The following is an 18,439-nucleotide window of genomic DNA, read 5'->3' as shown; positions in this document are numbered from 1 at the left end:
ATTTATCTTTCCGTGGTGATGACAGGGGTCAGGCCCGGTGGCGTAATTGTCTGGCCTGGCTGGGCGACACGCCAAAAAAGTCCTTGAAGCAATGGCTGAAGTGAGTGGAGCTGACAAAGCCGCAGGCCACCGCTATGTTGGCAATGCTGGCATCGCTTTGCAGCAGCAGCCGCCGCGCCTGGGTAATGCGCAGCTCCAGATAATAACGGGACGGGGTGGTTTGCAGGTGAGTCTGAAACAGCCGCTCCACCCGACGGCGCGACAGCTGCACATAACCCGCCAGCTCCGCTATGCCAAGTGGCTCTTCTATGTTGCTGTTCATCAGTCGCAGCAAATTACGTAATACCTCGGGCAGGGCAGTGTCATGCTCGGCCAGCGCCAGCCGGGTTTCACTGCTGTCTGCAAGGCGGTCACTGCTTAATATTTCATGAATGGCACGCACCGTATCCCGGCCATGCAGCCGCTCTATCAGCATCAGCATCATTTCCAGGGCGCTGCTGGGGCCGGCGCTGGTCAGAATGCGTTCATCCACCACCATGGCCTGACTGGATACCTTCACCTGCGGAAAGCGCTCTCTGGCGTAGCTGTGGTTGTCCGGGTGAATGGCGCAGCTGTGCTGATTAAGGGTGCCGGCATGGGCCAGGGCCACGGCACCGTTCCACAGGCCTGCCAGTACTTTTTCCCGCCGGTTGGCCAGCTTCAGCTTGCGGGTCAGCAGCAGTTGTTCCGACAGGTCGCAACGAAAACCGCCACATACCACCAGCACGTCCAGCGCCTCGTCACCGTCCAGAGGCAGATCGGCCAGGGCGTGGCTGGTGGCAATATCAATGGCCAGATCACTGGTAACGGCGGTGCCATGCAGGCCATAGCTGGATACGCTGAACAGGGGGGTGGACTGCACCAGGTTGGCAGTAACCAGTGCATCCACGGCGGCAGTAAAGGCCATCATGGAAAAATGTGGCTGCAGCACAAAACCCACCCGCACCGGTGCGCTGCCCGGCGAACGAGCCGGCAGAAAGGCGCTGTTGGTATCACGCAGCCGATGGCTGAAGTGACGTTTTTCACTGGCTTGAGACATGTTTTTATTTGATTGCGCGCTTCGGTGGCAAGCGTCTGCGTATTTTTAACTGCGTATTAACCGAATATTACCCCGCCGGGGCGGCCATTGCACCTTTTAGCCTCGCCATGGTAGCAAAGCGGAGCTGTATCACGATTGTTGCGGAAGTGTGTCTTTTTGTCGCAAATACACAGCTTTGCGCCGCAGGCAGGCAGCTTCGGTTTATTGGCGGGCAGTAGTATGTCGTTAACGCAACAGCTGCAGGTACAAGGAGGTTTTAACATGTTCAGCAAACATACCCGCATTCAGGAGATGGACCCGGCACTGTGGGCCGCCATGGAAGAAGAAGCCAACCGTCAGGAGCAGCACATTGAGCTGATTGCCTCGGAAAACTATACCAGCCCGGCGGTAATGGAAGCGCAAGGCTCTGTGCTCACCAACAAATATGCGGAAGGCTATCCGGGCAAGCGCTATTACGGCGGTTGTGAAGCGGTAGACAAGGTGGAGCTGCTGGCCATAGACAGAGCCAAACAGCTGTTTGGGGCAGGTTATGCCAACGTACAGCCCCATTCCGGCTCTCAGGCCAACGCCGCCGTTTACATGGCGCTGTGCAAGCCCGGCGACACTATTCTGGGCATGAGCCTGGCCCACGGCGGCCACCTGACTCACGGTGCCAGTGTCAGCTTTTCCGGCAAAATCTATAACGCCGTTCAGTATGGCCTGAACGAGGCCACCGGCGAGGTGGATTACGACCAGGTTGAGCAGCTGGCGCTGGAGCACAAGCCCACCATGATTGTGGCCGGTTTCTCCGCTTATTCTCAGGTCATGGATTGGGCCCGGTTCCGTGCCATTGCCGACAAGGTGGGTGCGTATCTGTTTGTGGACATGGCCCACGTGGCCGGCTTGGTGGCCGCTGGTGTTTATCCCAACCCGGTACCTTTTGCCGATGTGGTGACCACCACCACGCATAAAACCCTGCGCGGCCCTCGTGGCGGCCTGATCCTGGCCCGGGAAAATCCCGAGCTGGAAAAGAAGCTGAACAGCGCCGTGTTCCCCGGTGGCCAGGGCGGCCCGCTGATGCATGCCATTGCTGCAAAGGCGGTGGCCTTTGCCGAGGCGCTCCAACCGGAATTTCGCGAATACCAGCAGGCGGTGGTGGAAAACGCCCAGGCCATGGTGGACGTGTTTCAGAGCCGCGGTTTTGATGTGGTGTCGAACGGCACTGAAAATCACCTGTTCCTGCTGGATTTGTCTGCCCAGGGCATTACCGGCAAAGACGCAGACCGGGTGCTGGGTGAAGCCAACATTACCGTGAACAAGAATGCCGTGCCCAACGATCCCCAGCCACCTTTTGTTACTTCGGGTTTGCGTATCGGCACGCCGGCGGTTACCACTCGCGGCTTCAAGGCTGAGCACTGCCGCCAGCTGGCAGGCTGGATCTGCGACATTCTGGAGCACATGGATGACCCGGATGTGATCATTTCGGTGAAGGATCAGGTGGCCAGCCTGTGCAGTTATTTTCCGGTATATCGCTCATTCAACTAACAGGTGAACCCCATGCAGAAATATTCAGGATTTGGCCTGCTCAAGCACGCTCTTACTCACCACGAGAACTGGCAGAAGGTATGGCAGAACCCCACGCCCAAGCACGAAGGTTACGATGTCATCATCGTAGGCGGCGGCGGCCACGGCCTGGCCACGGCCTATTATCTGGCCAAGGAGCACGGCATTACCAATGTGGCGGTAATTGAAAAAGGGTATCTGGGTGGCGGCAACACCGCCCGCAACACCACCATAGTGCGCTCCAACTACCTGTGGGACGAAGCGTCCTGGCTCTATGAGCACTCCATGAAGCTGTGGGAAGGGCTGGCTCAGGAGCTTAACTATAACCTGATGTTCAGCCAGCGGGGCGTGCTCAACCTGGGGCATACCCTGCAGGACATGCGCGACATCGAGCGCCGAGTGAACGCCAACCGGCTGAACGGCATCGACAGTGAAGTGCTCTATACCAAGGATGTGCAGGATCTGGTGCCGATTCTGGATTGCTCCAAAAATGCCCGTTACCCGGTACTGGGTGCGTCCTGGCAGCCCCGTGGCGGCACCGCCCGGCACGACGCCGTGGCCTGGGGCTTTGCCCGCGCCGCCGACGCCATGGGCGTGCATCTGATCCAGCAGACCGAAGTCACCGGCATTCGCCGGGAAAACGGTGCCGTCACCGGCGTAGACACCAGCCGCGGCTTTATTCGGGCACCCAAGGTGGCCTGCGTGACCGCCGGCAACTCAGGCGTGATGGCCAATATGGTGGGCATGAAGCTGCCGCTGGAGTCTCACCCGCTGCAGGCCATGGTCTCCGAGCCGGTGAAACCCATTCTCGACACAGTAGTGATGTCCAACCACGTGCACGGCTATGTGTCTCAGTCCGACAAGGGGGATCTGGTGATCGGTGCCGGCATCGACAGCTACCTGGGTTACGGCCAGCGCGGCTCCTTCCCGGTGGTGGAAGAAACCATGGCGGCCATTGTGGAAATGTTCCCCATTTTCAGCCGGGTACGTCTGAACCGCACCTGGGGCGGCATTGTGGACACCTGCCCCGATGCCTGTCCGATTATTTCCAAGACCCATATCAAGGGCCTCTATTTCAACTGCGGCTGGGGCACGGGCGGCTTCAAGGCCACCCCGGGCTCGGGCAACGTGTTCGCTCACACCATTGCCAATGACGAGCCCCACGAACTGGCCAAACCCTTTAACGTGGACCGTTTTACCACCGGCCATCTGATTGACGAACACGGCGCAGCCGGCGTTGCCCACTAGTTGCCGAACATAGGAGAGAGACAATGTTCAATATTTATTGTCCGCACTGCGGCGAACACCGGGAAGAAGCCGAGTTTCACTACGGCGGCGAGGCGCATATTGCCCGCCCCGCGGATCCCAATGCGCTGAATGACAAAGAATGGGCCGAGTATCTGTTTTTGCGCAAGAACCCCCGTGGCCTGCATCAGGAGATGTGGTACCACGCCGCCGGTTGCCGCAAATTCTTTAACGCCACCCGGCATACCGTGACCTATGAATTCAAGGAAACCTACAAGATAGGTGAGCAAGGAGGCCAGTCATGAGCCAGCAAAACCGCATTCAGGGCAGAGGCCGGGTAGATGCCGGCAAGCCGTTCCACTTTATTTTCAACGGCAAGCGCTATGAAGGCCTGGCCGGAGACACCATTGCCTCGGCCCTGCTGGCCAACGGCGTTGACGTGGTAGGCCGTTCGTTCAAATATTCCCGCCCGCGGGGCATTATGGCGGCCGGCTCCGATGAGCCGAACTGCATTTTGCAGGTGGGCAGCAGTGAAGCCACCATGATCCCCAACGTGCGCGGCACGCAGGCTGAACTCTACGACGGCCTGACTGCCGCCAGCACCAACGGCTGGCCCAATGTGGAAAAGGATCTGATGGGCATGGTGGGCAAGCTCGGCGGCAGCATGATGCCCCCCGGCTTCTATTACAAAACCTTTATGTATCCCCAGTCCATGTGGCCCAAATATGAGCACCTGATCCGCAAGGCCGCGGGCCTGGGCCGGGTGCCGAAAGAGCGGGATCCGGACACCTACGACAAGCTCAACCATCACTGCAATGTGCTGGTGGTGGGCGGCGGTGCCGCCGGCCTGACCGCGGCCCTGGCGGCCGGTCGCCGAGGGGCGCGGGTGATTCTGGTAGACGAGCAGAACGAATTCGGCGGCCACCTGCTGCACAGCACGCAGCAAATTAACGGTCAGGCTCCGGCGGCCTGGGCAGAAGCGGCGGTAAAGGAGCTGGAAAATCTGCCCGATGTGACCCTGCTGCCCCGCGGCACCGCTGCCGGTTATTACGATCAGAACTTTGTGACCGTGATGGAGCGGCGCACCGATCATCTGGGTGAGCGGGTATCCGGCAAGACCCGTCAGCGACTGCACCGCATTCGTGCCGGCCGCGTTATTCTGGCCACCGGTGCCCAGGAGCGGCCGCTGGTGTTTGCCAACAACGATCTGCCCGGCTGCTATGTGGCCAGCGCGTTGTCCACTTATGTCAACCGCTACGGCGTGGCACCGGGCAAGCAACTGGTGCTGATGACCTGTAACGATTACGGCTATCAGGCCGCCCTCGACTGGCTGGACGCCGGCCGTGAGCTGGTGGCGGTGGTAGACAGCCGCGCCAACCCGAGCGGCGACCGCTATCAGCAGCTCAAGGCCCGGGGTGTAAAGATTTATACCGGCCATGGTCTGATTGAAGCCACCGGCAAAAAGCGGGTGAACGGGGCCAAAGTCGCGCCCATCACCAGCGACGGCAGCCGCGTTGCCGGCAGTGCCTTGCAGCTTAATTGTGACACCATTGCCACTTCCGGCGGCTGGAGCCCGGTGGTGCACCTGACGGCTCACACCGGATCCCGTCCGGTGTGGAACGCCGATATTATTGGCTTTGTGCCCGGCGACACCGTGCAGAAGCAACTGCTGGCAGGGGGCGTGCAGGGTACTTATGGTTTGTCTGCCGTGCTGGCCGAGGGCCTGAAGGCAGGCCGTGAGGCCGCCGTGGCCACTGGTTACGGTGAGATTTCTGCCAAGGTGACCGATGCTGATATTAACACCACGGATCCCCGGGAAGACAGGGCTCAGGCGCTGTTCCTGGTGCCTCACAGCCGTGCTAACAGCCGTGCGCCCAAGCAGTTTGTGGATTATCAGAACGACGTGACCGCCGCCGGCATTGAGCTTGCTGTGCGCGAAGGCTTTGAGTCCATCGAGCATATCAAGCGTTACACCGCCATGGGTTTTGGTACCGATCAGGGCAAGCTGGGCAATATCAACGGCATGGCCATTGCCGCCAATGCTATGGGCAAGAGCATTCCGGAAACCGGCACCACCGTATTCCGTCCCAACTACACCCCGATCACCATGGGGGCCTTTGCCGGACGCAATGCGGGTCACCTGTTCGATCCGGCCCGGTTCAGCGCCATGCATGCCTGGCATGTGAAAAACGGTGCCGAGTTTGAGGATGTGGGCCAGTGGAAGCGCCCCTGGTACTTCCCCAGGGCGGGCGAAGACATGCACCAGGCGGTGAACCGCGAGTGTGTGGCCACCCGGACCAGCGTGGGCATTCTCGATGCCTCCACCCTGGGCAAGATCGACATTCAGGGCAAGGACGCGCGGGAGTTTCTGCAGCGCATCTACACCAACGCCTGGGCCAAGCTCAATCCCGGTTTCTGCCGCTATGGTCTGATGTGTAAAGAAGACGGCATGGTGTTTGACGATGGGGTGACCTCCTGCATCAGCGATGAGCACTTTGTGATGACCACCACCACCGGCGGTGCCGCTGGTGTGCTGCAGTGGCTGGAGCTGTGGCACCAGACCGAATGGCCGGAGCTGGAAGTGTATTTCACCTCGGTCACCGATCACTGGGCCACCATGACGGTATCCGGCCCCAACAGCCGCAGAGTGCTGGAAAAGGTGTGTGAAGACGTGGATTTGAGCCGCGACGCCTTTCCCTTTATGACCTGGCGCGATGCCACCATTGCCGGCGTGAAAGGACGTATTTTCCGCATCTCCTTTACCGGTGAGCTGAGCTTTGAGGTGAACGTGCAGGCCAACTACGGCATGCATGTGTGGGAGGCGCTGATGGAGGCGGGGGCCGAGTTCAATATTACCCCTTACGGCACCGAAACCATGCACGTGCTGCGGGCCGAAAAGGGCTTCATTATCGTGGGGCAGGACACCGACGGATCGGTCACGCCGCAGGATCTGAACATGGACTGGTGCGTGGGCAAGAACAAGCCATTCCCCTTTATCGGCCAGCGTTCCTGGGCGCGGGAAGACACGGCCCGCACCGATCGCAAGCAGCTGGTGGGCCTGAAGTGTAAGGAAGCCAGCATAGTAATTCCGGAAGGTGCCCAGATAGTGCTGGACCCCAACCATGCCATTCCCATGCCCATGGTGGGCCATGTGTCATCCAGTTATTACAGTGCCAATCTGGGCCACAACATTGCCATGGGCGTGGTCAAGGACGGCCTGAACCGAATGGGCGACACCGTATATTGCCCGTTGGCGGACGGCCGCGTGCTGGAAGCCGAAATCACCAGCACTGTTTTCTATGATCCCAAAGGAGAGCGTCAGCATGTTGAATAACACCGCCAAAATCACTGATACCCAACAGCAGGTGCGGGTAGAGTCCCCGCTGTATCATGCCAATCTCGACGCCCTGGCCAGTCAGGATCAGCAAGGCGAGGTGGTGCTGCGTGAAAAGGCCTTTATGGGACACCTGGTATTGCGGGGCAATGCAGGCAACGAGCTGTTTGCCCGCACCGTGGAAAAAGTGCTGGGTGTGGCGCTGCCCACTCAGGCCTGCCAGTCTGCCGAGAGCAGCAAGGCACTGGTGCAGTGGCTGTCGCCCGACGAATGGTTGATCATCACCGAAGGCGGGCAGGAAGGCCCGCTGCAGCAGGCGCTGCGTGAGCAACTGTCGGGTCACTATGCCATTACCGACGTCAGCGGCGGCCAGACCGTGATAGCGCTGTCCGGCCCCAAGGCGGAAATGGTGATTCGCAAGTCGTGCCCCTACGACATTCATCCGTCCAGGTTCCCCACCGGCAAGTGCGTGGGCACGGTATTTGCCAAGAGCTCGGCGCTGCTGCGCCGCACCGGCGCCGACAGCTTTGAGCTGGTGATCCGCCGCAGTTTTGCTGATTATGTGTGGATGTGGTTGCAGGATGCCAGCCGGGAATACGGCCTGGTGATCGAGAAGTAACTGTTCTGACTCAGGGAGGAGCAAGATGAAGCAGCACGACACGCTTATTCTTACTGCCAGCTGTGAAAGCCGGCTGGGCACAGTGGATGCGGTAACCGGTTATCTGTATGAGCAACAATGTTATGTGGCGGACATGCAGACCTTTGACGATGCCCGCGCCGGTTACTTTTTTATTCGGGTGGAGTTTCGCAGGCCCGAGCAGGGCGAGTTTAATGAAGCCGCCTTTCGCGACGGCTTTGCCGTCCGAGCACAAAAGTATGCCATGGACTGGGAACTGAGCGAGCGCAGCCACAGGCCCAATGTGGTGATCATGGTGTCGAAATTTGATCACTGCCTGAACGACTTGCTCTATCGCTATCGTACCGGGCAGCTGGCCATTGAAATTCCGGCGATCATTTCCAATCATCCGGATCTGCAGCGGCTGGCCGACTGGCATCATATTCCCTATTACCACCTGCCCATTACGCCTGATACCAAGGCGGAACAGGAGGCGCAGCTGTGGAGAATTGTGCAGGAGTCCAATGCCGAGCTGGTGGTGCTGGCACGCTACATGCAGGTATTAAGCCCGGATTTGTGTAACAAGCTGGCGGGCCGCGCCATCAATATTCATCACTCTCTGCTGCCCGGCTTCAAGGGCGCTCAGCCTTATCATCAGGCCTATGCCAAGGGAGTGAAGCTGGTAGGGGCCACGGCCCATTACATCAATAACGAGCTGGATGAAGGCCCCATTATTACTCAGGGGGTGCAGGCGGTGGATCACAGCCACTATCCGGAAGAGCTGGTAGCCAAGGGCCGCGACATAGAATGCGTGACCCTGGCCCGGGCCATTCAGTATCACATCGAAAAACGGGTGTTTATGTACCGGGGCAAGACGGTGGTACTGGGCAGCTGACACTAACCGGCCTGCATCAGCAGGCCGGTTTGCTTATTGTGCTATTACACACGTCATTTCCGGAGCCTTGTATCCCCAGCGGACGGTGGCTTCCCCCTGATGCTCCCAGAAGCTTTCGTTACGGCCTTCATAGCGGCTGCCGCTGGCGCTGGGCTGCACATACATGAGTGATACGCTGTCGCCGTATTCTGCGATGAGTGTCGCGGGCTCGGTGTCAAAATGGGTGATAACCACCTCATTGGCCGGATTGCCGTTGCAACTGAAGGCAAAAGGCCCGCGGGCCGGTACCAGCCGGTAGCGGGCCTGCAGCTCAGCAGTGCGCAGCTGATATTGCTCCCGCACACAGGTACGCTGGTCTGCACTTTTCCAGCATTCATTGCGGCCCTTGATCCAGCCGCGCTGGCTGGCTTTCAGGGTAGGCGGGTGTTCATCGGCCGCCTTGGCCTGCGCCTGCTCATAGACCTCTGCCAGCTGCCGGTCCTGCGTTGCCAGGCCGGCGTCGTTGCAGATCATTTCTTCCGTGCTGCCGGGCGTAACCGCCTCACAGGAGAAGGACGGTCCTTGTTTAACTATGTCGTCAATATATTCACACCAGGCCTGAGTATCGCGCCCGGGCACACTGGCCTTGCCACGAATATTCAGCCGGAATTCCACCACCGACTTCCATTCATCGGAGCCGATATCCGGGCCATGGCCCTGACCGTCGCTGGTCTGCACTCGTTGCTCCACCCATTGAGCCCATTCGGGCGAGCACAATGGGGCTGCAGGCCGGGCTGCCTGCTGGGCGCAGGCCGACAGGGCCGGTATCGCCAGTAGTAATAAAATGAATTTCATCATGACTCCGTGAACCGTTATTTTTTATGCTTGCCTATTCCATAGTCTCTGAGCTTGTTGGCCACTGCAGTATGGGAGATGCCCAGGCGTTTGGCCAGCAGCCTGCTGGACGGATATTCCGGATACAGCCGCTCCAGCAGCAGGCGCTCAAACCCTTTCATGGCGTCATCCAGGGAGCCGTCACAAAGGGCATGCAGCTCCGGCAGGCTGTTATGCTCGGGCAGGGACAAGTCGCCCACATCCAGCTCGTCTCCTTCCAGCAGGCAAATGGCCCGGTACAAACAGTTACCCAGCTGACGCACGTTGCCGGGCCAGGGATAGTGCTGCAGATAGTCGGCCAGCTTTGGGGTTATTCTGGGCTGAGAACGCTCCAGTGCGGCGGCATAGCGGGTGCACAGGTGCCGGGCCATGGGCAATATGTCTTTTTGCCGCTCCCGCAGTGAGGGCACCCGCAGGTTGAGCACGTTGAGCCGGTAGAACAGATCCTGACGGAACTGACCGTTTTCCACCAGAGCCGCCAGGTCCTGCTGGCTGGTGCAGATCACTCGAATATCCACCTTCACTTCCTGCTCATCGCCCAGCCGCCGGAATACGCCGTCCTGCAGCACACGCAGCAGCTTGCGTTGCTGTAACGGTGACATTTCACCAATCTCATCCAGCAGCAGAGTACCGCCGTTGGCCTGCTCCAGCACACCACGCTTGCCTTTGGTGTTATTGCCAAAGGCACCGGGCGCATAACCGAACAGCTCGTTTTCGGCAGCGTCATCGGGAATGGCAGCACAGTTGAGCAAAATAAAGGGGCCCTCGCCGCGCAGGCTGGCCTTGTGGCAGGCGCGGGCCAGCTGCTCCTTGCCGGTGCCGGTTTCCCCCAAGATCAGCAGGGGGGCGTCCAGCACCGCCAGCCGGCGGGCTTCGTTTAACAGTTCACTCATGGCCGGGCTGTGCGCAATAAAATCGTCAAAGTGACCGGTTTCACGGTGGCGCATGGCCTTGAAGTGCTGACCGATGCGCCAGGCAGATTTGAACACCACCACAGCACCGGCCAGACTTTGCCCGCCAGATTCTTCCTTCACCCAAATGGGCAGAAAATCTGCCAGCCAGGGTTCACCGTCAATGGTGACCCGCTCACTCAGGGGCAGAGGCTTGTCCTGCTCCAGCCAGCGGCTGACAAAAACGCCTTTCAGACGCGGCCCCAGGGGTTGCTGCAACAGCTCGGCCTGGGGGGCGTTGAGCAAAGTGCAGGCGGCGTCGTTGGCCAGGGTAATACGACCCTTGATATCCACCGCCACCACGGCATCGGGCAGCACTTTAAGCAGGGCAGAAATGGCATTGTGCTCCTGCTCTGAAGGCATGCAGGTAATGGTCTGCACATCGTGCACCCCGGGCAGACGCCGAATGGCCGGCATCAAATGTTGCAGCTCGGCAAAGTCGAGAGCGGGAAAGTTAAGATAGATGATGCCACTGATGTCTATTTCGATGCCGCGCAAATCAATGCGGTGCTCCACCAGAATATTCAGCAGCTCCCGGGTCAGGCCCAGGCGGTCTTCACAGTTTACTTTCAGGCGCATGCGTTATACCGGTAAAGAGGCAATAGGTGTAAATAATACCTTACACTTGTTGTTGCAAGCGACTAAAGTCGTAGTAAAACGTGATTAATCCGTTTTTTAGCGGCTTGTGTGGTTTACCTGAGGGGCTGGCTCGTCCATGCTTGCCATCCTGCGCGCCGGTGGCACGTATTCTTAATAAAAAACAGTCAGTATGTCAGGTGAAGTAATGAGTGAAGCGGTTTTTTCTACGGTCAAGTCGTCCCAGGTGATCCTCAAGGAGTTGATGGTGCCTTCTTACGCCAACTTTGGCGGCAAGGTTCACGGAGGCATTATTCTGTCACTGATGGACAAAATCGCCTATACCTGTGCTGCCAGCCATGCCAAGGGCTATTGCGTGACGGCCTCGGTCGACTCGGTGGACTTTTTAAATCCGGTGGAAGTGGGCGAGTTACTGACGCTGTATGCCTCGGTTAACTATGTGGGCAAAAGCTCGATGGAAGTGGGCATCAAGGTCGTATCGGAAGACTTTAAGCAGGGTATCGTCAAGCATACCAACACCTCTTATTTCACCATGGTGGCGCTGGATGAAAAGACCCGCAAGCCCAGTGCTGTGCCGGGCCTGGTGCTGGAAGACGAGCAGGAAATACGTCGCTTTGTGATGGGTAAACTGCGTAAAAAACTGCGCCGTGCCCATCAGCAGGAAGTGGCTGATTTGCGCCAGTCGCTAAGTCTGGATCAGGAAATGGCTGAGCTGGAAGGTGAAAACTGCCGGCTGGCGCTGTGAAGTGACCAGCAAGTACCGCCGTCTTGCCCGGCAGTTGCAGGGACAGATTGAAAACGGCGTCTGGCAGCCCGGTGATAAGCTGCCGTCGCTCAGGGAGACAGTGAAGCAATCCGGCTTCAGTCTGATGACGGTATTAAATGCGTATCAGCTGCTGGAAAGTCAGGGCTGGATCCTGGCGCAGCCCCAGTCCGGTTACCGGGTTGCTCCGTGCCAGCACAGCCCTGCCAACCTGGCCCGTCCGGCGCTGCATGCCGCCGAGGCGGTGGATGTTAATGCTTTCATTTTCAATGTCTTACAATCCGGCCAACGACCGGACTGTGTGGCCTTTGGTTCGGCGTTTCCCGATGCGTCACTGTTTCCTCAGGAGCAGCTGGCCCGCTCTCTCGGCCGGGTTGCCCGGCATCTGACACCGGATCAGCAATTGGTGCTGCCGCCGGGTTGTGCTGAACTGCGCCGGGCCATTGCGCGCCGCTATGCCGCCCGTGGCATGGAGGTAACGCCGGAAGAGATAGTGATTACGTCCGGTGCGCTGGAAGCGCTGAACCTCAGCCTGCAGACACTCACCCGGCCGGGAGACTGGGTGGTGGTAGAAGCACCGGCCTTTTATGGTGCTCTGCAGGCCATTGAGCGTTTGCAGCTGAAGGCGCTGGCGGTGCCGGCAGACGTGACTGCCGGCCTGGATCTTGATGCCCTTGCCGATGCCCTTGGCCGTTATCCGGTAAAAGCCTGCTGGCTGATGAGCCATTGTCAGAATCCGCTGGGTGTCAGTCTGGGGGTACAATCCCGCTCCCGGCTGCTGGCACTGCTGCGTGAGCATCAGGTGCCGCTGATTGAAGATGATGTATATATGGAGCTCTATGATGGCGAGCGAGCACCATTACCCCTGCGGGCGCAGGACCCGGGTGTGCTGCACTGCTCTTCGTTTTCCAAGACCCTTGCCACGGGGCTGCGTATTGGCTGGGTATCGGCAGGAAAACGGGCTCCGGATATTCAGCGGCTGCAACTGATGAGTACCCTGTCTACCAGCGCGCCCATGCAGCTGGCTCTGGCTGACTATCTTGCATCCCACCATTACGACCGGCATCTGCGTACGTTACGCAGAGTGCTGCAACAGCGTAAGCAACGGTTTTATGAGGCCCTGTGTCAGCTGCTGCCGGCGCAGGTCAGAGTAGATCCCGGCACTGGCGGCTACTTTTTATGGCTGAGCCTGCCGGAGAGTATGGATGCAACCCGTCTTTATCACCTTGCCCTGGCGGAAGGGATTACCATTGCTCCCGGCCGTATGTTCGCCGCCGGTGAGCAGTTCCGGCATTGTTTCAGGCTGAATGTGTCGCTGCCCTGGAACTCCCGTACAGAAGCGGCCGTTGGCCGTTTGTCTGTCTTGATCAGAGCGCTTATTTCAGGCTGCTGACCGCATACTGTTATGGTTTTGGCCGGTTGCCCGGCATGAACTGTTATCGTTTTTGTGGCTGTGACTGTTTATGTCAGGCATCTGTCAGCCATGTTTTACTGCGTTATTGACCGGCCGCATCAGGGCCGTAAACCACAACGCAAGTGAGCTTTATGAACGACACTTCCTCTTCCCGCATTGACGTCAGAGTATGTACCGAAACGCCTCGTCCTCGTCCTCGTGATCAGGGCCATATTTATGTGCGCGCGCAGCAGGGCCGCTGGCAGCGATTGCGGCGTCGGCTTGGCTGGGGCCTGATGTTACTGTTTTTGCTCGGCCCCTGGTTACAATGGAATGGTCAGCAGGCCATATTGCTTGACTGGGAAGCCCAGCGTTTTTATCTGTTCGCCATGACCATCTGGCCACAGGATCTGACATTGCTGGCGCTGCTGCTGATGGTGGCAGCCTTTGCCTTATTTTTTGTGACGGCCTGGCTGGGCCGGGTATGGTGTGGTTTCCTGTGCCCGCAAACGGTCTGGACGTTCTGGTTTATATGGGTGGAAGAAAAACTGGAAGGCAGTGCCAATCAGCGCCGGCACCGGGATCAGCAGCCGGCCACGCTTGATTCATGTTTGCGTAAAGGCAGCAAACATCTTGTCTGGCTGCTGATTGCATTTCTGAGTGGTTTTACCTTTGTGGCGTACTTCACGCCTGCCGGTGAACTCGCAAAAGGGCTGCTGACGCTGTCAGCCGCGCCCTGGCCGGTATTCTGGGTGACCTTGTTTGCGCTCTGTACTTACCTTAATGCAGGGTGGATGCGAACCATAATGTGCACTCATATGTGCCCTTATTCGCGCTTTCAGTCTGCCATGTTCGATGCCGATACGCTGACGGCAAGCTATCACGCTGCGCGGGGAGAGCAGCGGGGACCCCGTGCGCGCAAAAGTGATCACCGGGCGCAGGGGCTGGGTGACTGCATTGATTGCGGCTTGTGTGTGCAGGTGTGTCCGGCCGGTATCGATATTCGTGACGGCCTGCAATATGAGTGTATTAATTGCGGTGCCTGTATTGATGCCTGCGATCAGACCATGACCAGAATGGGGTATGAACCCGGACTGGTCGGATATGCCAGCGAGAATGAGCTGGCAGGACGCAAAGCCGCACGCTCCCGGCTCAAAATACTGGGATATGGTGCGTTTACGGTGGCATTACTGGCGCTGCTGGTACTGACAGTGGCCAGCCGCACGCCCCTGGCTCTGGAGGTGGTTCGTGACCGGCAGCAGCTCTATCGTGAAGCACTGGATGGCCGTATTGAAAATACCTTTACGCTGAAACTTGCCAACAAGAGTCAGTATGAGCAGCAGGTGGTACTGGCGGTGGAAGGGCTGAATAATCCGGTCTGGCACGGCCCCCAGCGGGTGACTCTGGTTCCGGGAAACGTCATGGAAATCCCGATCACCCTGTCTCTGGCGGCACCTGTGCCGAGTATACCTGCACGCACTCTGGTGTTTGTGGCTTCCACTGAGCGGTATCAGGTGCGTACCGACAGCCGCTTTCTTGCTCCCTGAGGCAGCAGCTCAGACGGTTCTTAATCTGGGGCGTGTGCCGGCCGGGTGCCGGGTGTGGCTTGCAGGTGTTAATGCCCGCTCCAGCTCAGTGTTCAGCTGCTGGCACAACTGACACAGTTGCTGAAGCTGCTCTGATGCCTGCTGCGTATGACCGGCCTGATGAGTTGCATGCAGCCGGCCGGCCAGTTCGTGCACTTGTTGGTGCAGCTCCTCAAGGTAACTCAGCGGCTGCTGCTCTGCCGCTGAGCATTGCCGGTACCAGGCTGCAAAACGACATTGCTCTGCTGACAGCGTTGGCCATGGAGTACCTGGCTGGTGTAATGCGATACGAATATTTTCAATCCATGCGGTGTGTTCAATGCTGGCGTAGAGCAGAGGCAGCCGGTTTCTGTCGGTTCCGGGAAGGTTAGCCCAGTGTGAAGGCGGCTGCCAGCTGTTTACCCAGGCGGCAAGTCCGGCGGCAGGCATGGGACGGGCAATACCATAGCCCTGTGCCAGATCACAGCCAATGCGCAATAACATGTCGCCATGTTGTATGGTTTCCACGCCCTCGGCAATCACGTCGCGATTAAAGGCCCGGGCCAGACTGATAACACCATCGAGAATGGTCAGGTCTTCCGGATCTTCAAGAATATCACGTACAAAACTCTGATCTATTTTGACCATGCCCGCCGGCAGCTGTTTGAGGTAGGTCAGTGAAGAGTAACCGGTCCCAAAGTCATCCAGTGATATACCAATGCCAAGCCGGCGGCACTGATGCAGCCGTTCCGATATCTGTGCCAGATCGCCCAGGGCACTGGTTTCCAGTATCTCCAGCTCCAGCAAGGCCGGATTTATATCGGGATAGTGTCCCAGCAGATTTTGCAGTTGATCTACAAAGTGGCTTTGTCGCAGCTGACGGGCGCTGATATTAACACTGACAGGCAGAGTCAGCCCCTGATTAATCCATTCCCTGATTTGCTGCAACGCGGCATCAATGACCCAGTTGCCCAGTTCAATGGCCAGCGGATGTTCTTCAATGGCTGGCAAAAAGTGTGCCGGAGACAAGAGCCCTCTGGCAGGATGCTGCCAGCGAATCAGGGCTTCAACGCCCACTACGGTACCATTGCGCATGTTGACCTTGGGCTGGTAATAGAGCACAAACTCGCCATGGTGAAGTGCATGGCGCACATGATCCAGGTTTTCGTGATGGGTGCGCATGTCTCTGTCTTGTTCGGTATCAAAGAGATAATAGCGGTTTTTACCCGACAGCTTGGCCTGATACATGGCCTGGTCAGCCTGACGTAACAGTTGCTCTGGTTCCAGCTCCTCAGGTTGTGGATAAAAAGTGACCCCCAGACTGGCGGTGACGTTCAGCTCCAGCCCGTTCATGTTGACGGGTGTGGCTGCCGCCTGCAGCAGGCGGTTAAGCTGGGGCTTGCAGTGGTGAGAGTCCTTGAGATCGAGCAGAATGGCCACAAACTCATCACCTCCAACCCGGGCCAGCGTGTCGCCTTCCCGAATTACCTCTTTCATACGCGCCGCCACTGTCATCAGCAGATGGTCGCCGGCATCGTGGCCATGGGTATCATTAATGGCCTTGAAACCATCGAGATCCAGGTAGGCAATGGCCAGGCATTGCTGATGCCGGCGTGCCTGGCTCATGGCCTGACTCAGCCGGTCCGACAGCAATACGCGGTTGTGCAGTTTGGTGAGCGGATCAAAGTGGGCCAGCTGTCGCAGCTGTTGCTCGCTGTTTTTCAGCAGGGTGATATCGGTGCGAATGCCAATAAGGCCAATGATCTCTTTTTGGTTTATATCGTCATAGATGGGCGTTTTGACGTCCATATACACAATGTGCCGGCCATCTTTACCGGTGACTTCTACTTCTTCCGAGATCGACTCACCGGCCAGCACCCGGTTGTCGGACTCACGCAGCAGCTGTGCCATCTCAGCCGAAAAGAACTGATCATCCTGACCGCCAAGCAGCGTGTTATTGTTGCAGCCAAACTGCTCCAGCGCCGCTCGGTTGGCATAAATATAGCGAAAGCGGCTGTCTTTCATATAGATAAATGAAGAGACATGCTCCAGCGCCTCACGAAAGTGGCGGCTTTGATTGTTAGCAGCCTTAAGTGCCAGCTCTGCTTCTTTGCGATAACTGATATCGGTGATCACGCCACACCAACTGGTGCCACCGTTTGCTTCACGCTGGGGCAGGGCGTCACCCTGTAACCAGCGGATGCGTCCGTCCTTGTTTTTAATTCTGAATTCGTGACGCCAGGGAGTGAGTGTGCTGGCAGACGCATGCATGCTGCTGGCCATTTTTTCAACATCATCAGGGTGAATGGCATCAAAGACAGGGCCGGCATTCTTTTCTGCTTGTTCAGGGTGCACCCCGAAGAGCTCGCGAATACCATCGCTGGCATAGGGAAAACGGGTATGGCCGTTGTGCAGGCTGAACTCAAAGATCATGCCGGGAACACGGCTGGCAATGGTGTTAAGGCGGTTTTCCAGTTTGCTGAACCTGACTTCGCGATGCCGAATATCCTTTGACAGCTGCTCTGCCAGCTCGGTGGCCTGCAAGCGGCTGTTGAGCGAAGAGCGCAGCAACAGGACCAGTAGCAGGGTTAATGTCAGGCCGGCAGCCAGTGTGATGATGGCTGCAAGATAGTTGCCGGCAGCCACTGGCCCTTGCTGCTCCAGTATCAACAGCCACTGATGTCCGTGCAGGTCGATAACGCGCTGTTGCTGTAACAAAGCCTCAGGTGCTGATACTTCACCTTGCTGATAAATCAGCGATGCAGGGGATGCCGAGTTGCCATCATACAGCTGCAGCCTTAACCATCGGGTGTCTTCAGCGGTCAGGGAATCCATGATGTTGCTGATCAAACTACTGATATTAATGGTCGCAAAAGCCCAGCCATACAAACCTGCAGCGGGAGAGGATGCTTTATTAAAAACCGCATCGGTCAGCATAATGGCGGCATTGTTGCCAAACGGGCTGGAAAGAATGGTTTTTCCCGTATCTGCTGCCCGCTCCATGGCCAGCCGCAGCGGCACCTTAGTCAGCAGATCCTGGCCTGCCCTGAACTGCTGCAGGTTATCCAGCTGACTTTGATAGAGCACATAGCCATAGTGATTTCGCCTGCCAGCGGGTGTGATGGAGACGTTGGTAATATCAGGATCTTTATCCTGAATAAAGCGTGCAAACCCCAGTGTATTGATGCCATCAAGTGACTTGCCAGATTGTAACCGGCTGGTAAATTGCTGCCAGTCTGCAGGTGTTACCCTGGTTGAGGCGTGAAACAGAGCCGCGCTGCTGCGGGTTACGACAGCAACGCTTTCTATGCGTTTTTGCAGCTCCAGGGTAATGTGACCGGCCAGTGCGGAAAATGCCTGTCTGGTATTTTCATCCTGATGCTGTTTCAGGTTAAGGGCCACGACAGAGGTAAAAGCCAGCCCTGCGGCCAGTACAAGCCATGAAAGGGAATGCAGTGCAAAGGTGCTGAGTCGTGACATGGTCGCTGCTGGTGATTGATTTATGAATGTTTCTAAAGATTAGCAAGCGGCAGCAAAAGAGGCGCAGGGCGGGCGTAATAATTTTATGCCGGCAGGTGGCCTCAGGTT

13 protein-coding genes are annotated in these 18,439 nt (G+C 57.9%); 9 read left to right on the top strand and 4 right to left on the bottom strand.

Annotated features, from left to right (window positions below; genetic code table 11):
- Positions 1-28 precede the first annotated feature (28 nt).
- Positions 29-1,078, bottom strand: coding sequence for a GlxA family transcriptional regulator (locus R0I78_RS06605; RefSeq protein ID WP_317074755.1), 1,050 nt, complete (start codon positions 1,076-1,078; stop codon positions 29-31).
- Between the two features lie 261 nt (positions 1,079-1,339).
- Here R0I78_RS06605 and glyA point away from each other — a divergent pair, with 261 nt between their 5' ends.
- Genes glyA through purU form a run of 6 tightly spaced genes read left to right on the top strand, consistent with a single transcriptional unit; the run spans position 1,340 to position 8,710 of the window.
- Positions 1,340-2,602 carry a serine hydroxymethyltransferase gene (gene glyA / locus R0I78_RS06600; protein WP_317074754.1) on the top strand — a complete coding sequence of 421 codons (1,263 nt, stop codon included), beginning with the start codon at positions 1,340-1,342 and terminating at the stop codon, positions 2,600-2,602.
- Between the two features lie 12 nt (positions 2,603-2,614).
- Entirely contained in the window at positions 2,615-3,868 is a 1,254-nt protein-coding gene (locus R0I78_RS06595; RefSeq protein WP_317074753.1) for a sarcosine oxidase subunit beta family protein, read from the top strand.
- Positions 3,869-3,891: 23 nt separating this feature from the next.
- Complete coding sequence (locus R0I78_RS06590) at positions 3,892-4,170, top strand: sarcosine oxidase subunit delta (protein ID WP_317074752.1); 279 nt, start codon at positions 3,892-3,894, stop codon at positions 4,168-4,170.
- A complete protein-coding gene (locus R0I78_RS06585) occupies positions 4,167-7,199 on the top strand; it encodes a sarcosine oxidase subunit alpha family protein (RefSeq protein ID WP_317074751.1) in 3,033 nt (1,010 codons plus the stop codon). The genes R0I78_RS06590 and R0I78_RS06585 overlap by 4 nt, the downstream gene beginning before the upstream one ends.
- Complete coding sequence (locus R0I78_RS06580) at positions 7,189-7,818, top strand: sarcosine oxidase subunit gamma (protein WP_317074750.1); 630 nt, start codon at positions 7,189-7,191, stop codon at positions 7,816-7,818. The genes R0I78_RS06585 and R0I78_RS06580 overlap by 11 nt, the downstream gene beginning before the upstream one ends.
- 25 nt (positions 7,819-7,843) lie before the next feature.
- The gene (gene purU, locus R0I78_RS06575) at positions 7,844-8,710 is read left to right on the top strand and encodes a formyltetrahydrofolate deformylase (RefSeq protein WP_317074749.1); all 867 of its coding nucleotides are present in this window, start codon (positions 7,844-7,846) and stop codon (positions 8,708-8,710) included.
- A gap of 33 nt (positions 8,711-8,743) precedes the next feature.
- Here purU and R0I78_RS06570 read toward each other — a convergent pair whose 3' ends face one another.
- Complete coding sequence (locus R0I78_RS06570) at positions 8,744-9,547, bottom strand: MliC family protein (protein ID WP_317074748.1); 804 nt, start codon at positions 9,545-9,547, stop codon at positions 8,744-8,746.
- Between the two features lie 14 nt (positions 9,548-9,561).
- A complete protein-coding gene (gene tyrR, locus R0I78_RS06565) occupies positions 9,562-11,112 on the bottom strand; it encodes a transcriptional regulator TyrR (RefSeq protein WP_019934110.1) in 1,551 nt (516 codons plus the stop codon).
- 205 nt (positions 11,113-11,317) lie between these two features.
- Between tyrR and R0I78_RS06560 the strand changes: the two genes are divergently transcribed.
- The 3 genes from R0I78_RS06560 to ccoG all read left to right on the top strand — a co-directional run bounded on the left by R0I78_RS06560 (position 11,318) and on the right by ccoG (position 14,833).
- The gene (locus tag R0I78_RS06560; RefSeq protein ID WP_026344709.1) at positions 11,318-11,875 is read left to right on the top strand and encodes an acyl-CoA thioesterase; all 558 of its coding nucleotides are present in this window, start codon (positions 11,318-11,320) and stop codon (positions 11,873-11,875) included.
- Positions 11,850-13,286 (top strand): PLP-dependent aminotransferase family protein, encoded by a 1,437-nt coding sequence (locus R0I78_RS06555; protein ID WP_317074747.1) that lies wholly within the window; start codon positions 11,850-11,852, stop codon positions 13,284-13,286. Before R0I78_RS06560 ends, R0I78_RS06555 begins: the two co-directional genes overlap by 26 nt.
- A 152-nt stretch (positions 13,287-13,438) precedes the next feature.
- Positions 13,439-14,833, top strand: coding sequence for a cytochrome c oxidase accessory protein CcoG (gene ccoG, locus R0I78_RS06550; protein ID WP_317074746.1), 1,395 nt, complete (start codon positions 13,439-13,441; stop codon positions 14,831-14,833).
- Positions 14,834-14,842: 9 nt separating this feature from the next.
- Here the strand turns inward: ccoG and R0I78_RS06545 are convergent, their stop codons facing one another.
- Positions 14,843-18,331, bottom strand: coding sequence for an EAL domain-containing protein (locus R0I78_RS06545; protein ID WP_317074745.1), 3,489 nt, complete (start codon positions 18,329-18,331; stop codon positions 14,843-14,845).
- Between the last annotated feature and the right edge of the window lie 108 nt (positions 18,332-18,439).

Source organism: Oceanimonas sp. CAM02 (assembly GCF_032842915.1).
GTDB classification, from domain to species: Bacteria; Pseudomonadota; Gammaproteobacteria; order Enterobacterales; family Aeromonadaceae; genus Oceanimonas; species Oceanimonas smirnovii.
The sequence above is the reverse complement of the archived record's forward strand: the minus strand, read 5'-3'. Positions and strand labels throughout refer to the sequence as shown.

Bases quoted from the DNA above. Each gene is read 5' to 3' on its own strand.
- R0I78_RS06590 (WP_317074752.1), top strand. From the start codon at position 3,892: ATGTTCAATATTTATTGTCCGCACTGCGGCGAACACCGGGAAGAAGCC.
- R0I78_RS06570 (WP_317074748.1), bottom strand. From the start codon at position 9,547: ATGATGAAATTCATTTTATTACTACTGGCGATACCGGCCCTGTCGGCC.
- ccoG (WP_317074746.1), top strand. From the start codon at position 13,439: ATGAACGACACTTCCTCTTCCCGCATTGACGTCAGAGTATGTACCGAA.
- R0I78_RS06595 (WP_317074753.1), top strand. From the start codon at position 2,615: ATGCAGAAATATTCAGGATTTGGCCTGCTCAAGCACGCTCTTACTCAC.
- R0I78_RS06585 (WP_317074751.1), top strand. From the start codon at position 4,167: ATGAGCCAGCAAAACCGCATTCAGGGCAGAGGCCGGGTAGATGCCGGC.
- R0I78_RS06560 (WP_026344709.1), top strand. From the start codon at position 11,318: ATGAGTGAAGCGGTTTTTTCTACGGTCAAGTCGTCCCAGGTGATCCTC.
- R0I78_RS06605 (WP_317074755.1), bottom strand. From the start codon at position 1,078: ATGTCTCAAGCCAGTGAAAAACGTCACTTCAGCCATCGGCTGCGTGAT.
- R0I78_RS06545 (WP_317074745.1), bottom strand. From the start codon at position 18,331: ATGTCACGACTCAGCACCTTTGCACTGCATTCCCTTTCATGGCTTGTA.
- tyrR (WP_019934110.1), bottom strand. From the start codon at position 11,112: ATGCGCCTGAAAGTAAACTGTGAAGACCGCCTGGGCCTGACCCGGGAG.
- R0I78_RS06580 (WP_317074750.1), top strand. From the start codon at position 7,189: ATGTTGAATAACACCGCCAAAATCACTGATACCCAACAGCAGGTGCGG.
- glyA (WP_317074754.1), top strand. From the start codon at position 1,340: ATGTTCAGCAAACATACCCGCATTCAGGAGATGGACCCGGCACTGTGG.
- purU (WP_317074749.1), top strand. From the start codon at position 7,844: ATGAAGCAGCACGACACGCTTATTCTTACTGCCAGCTGTGAAAGCCGG.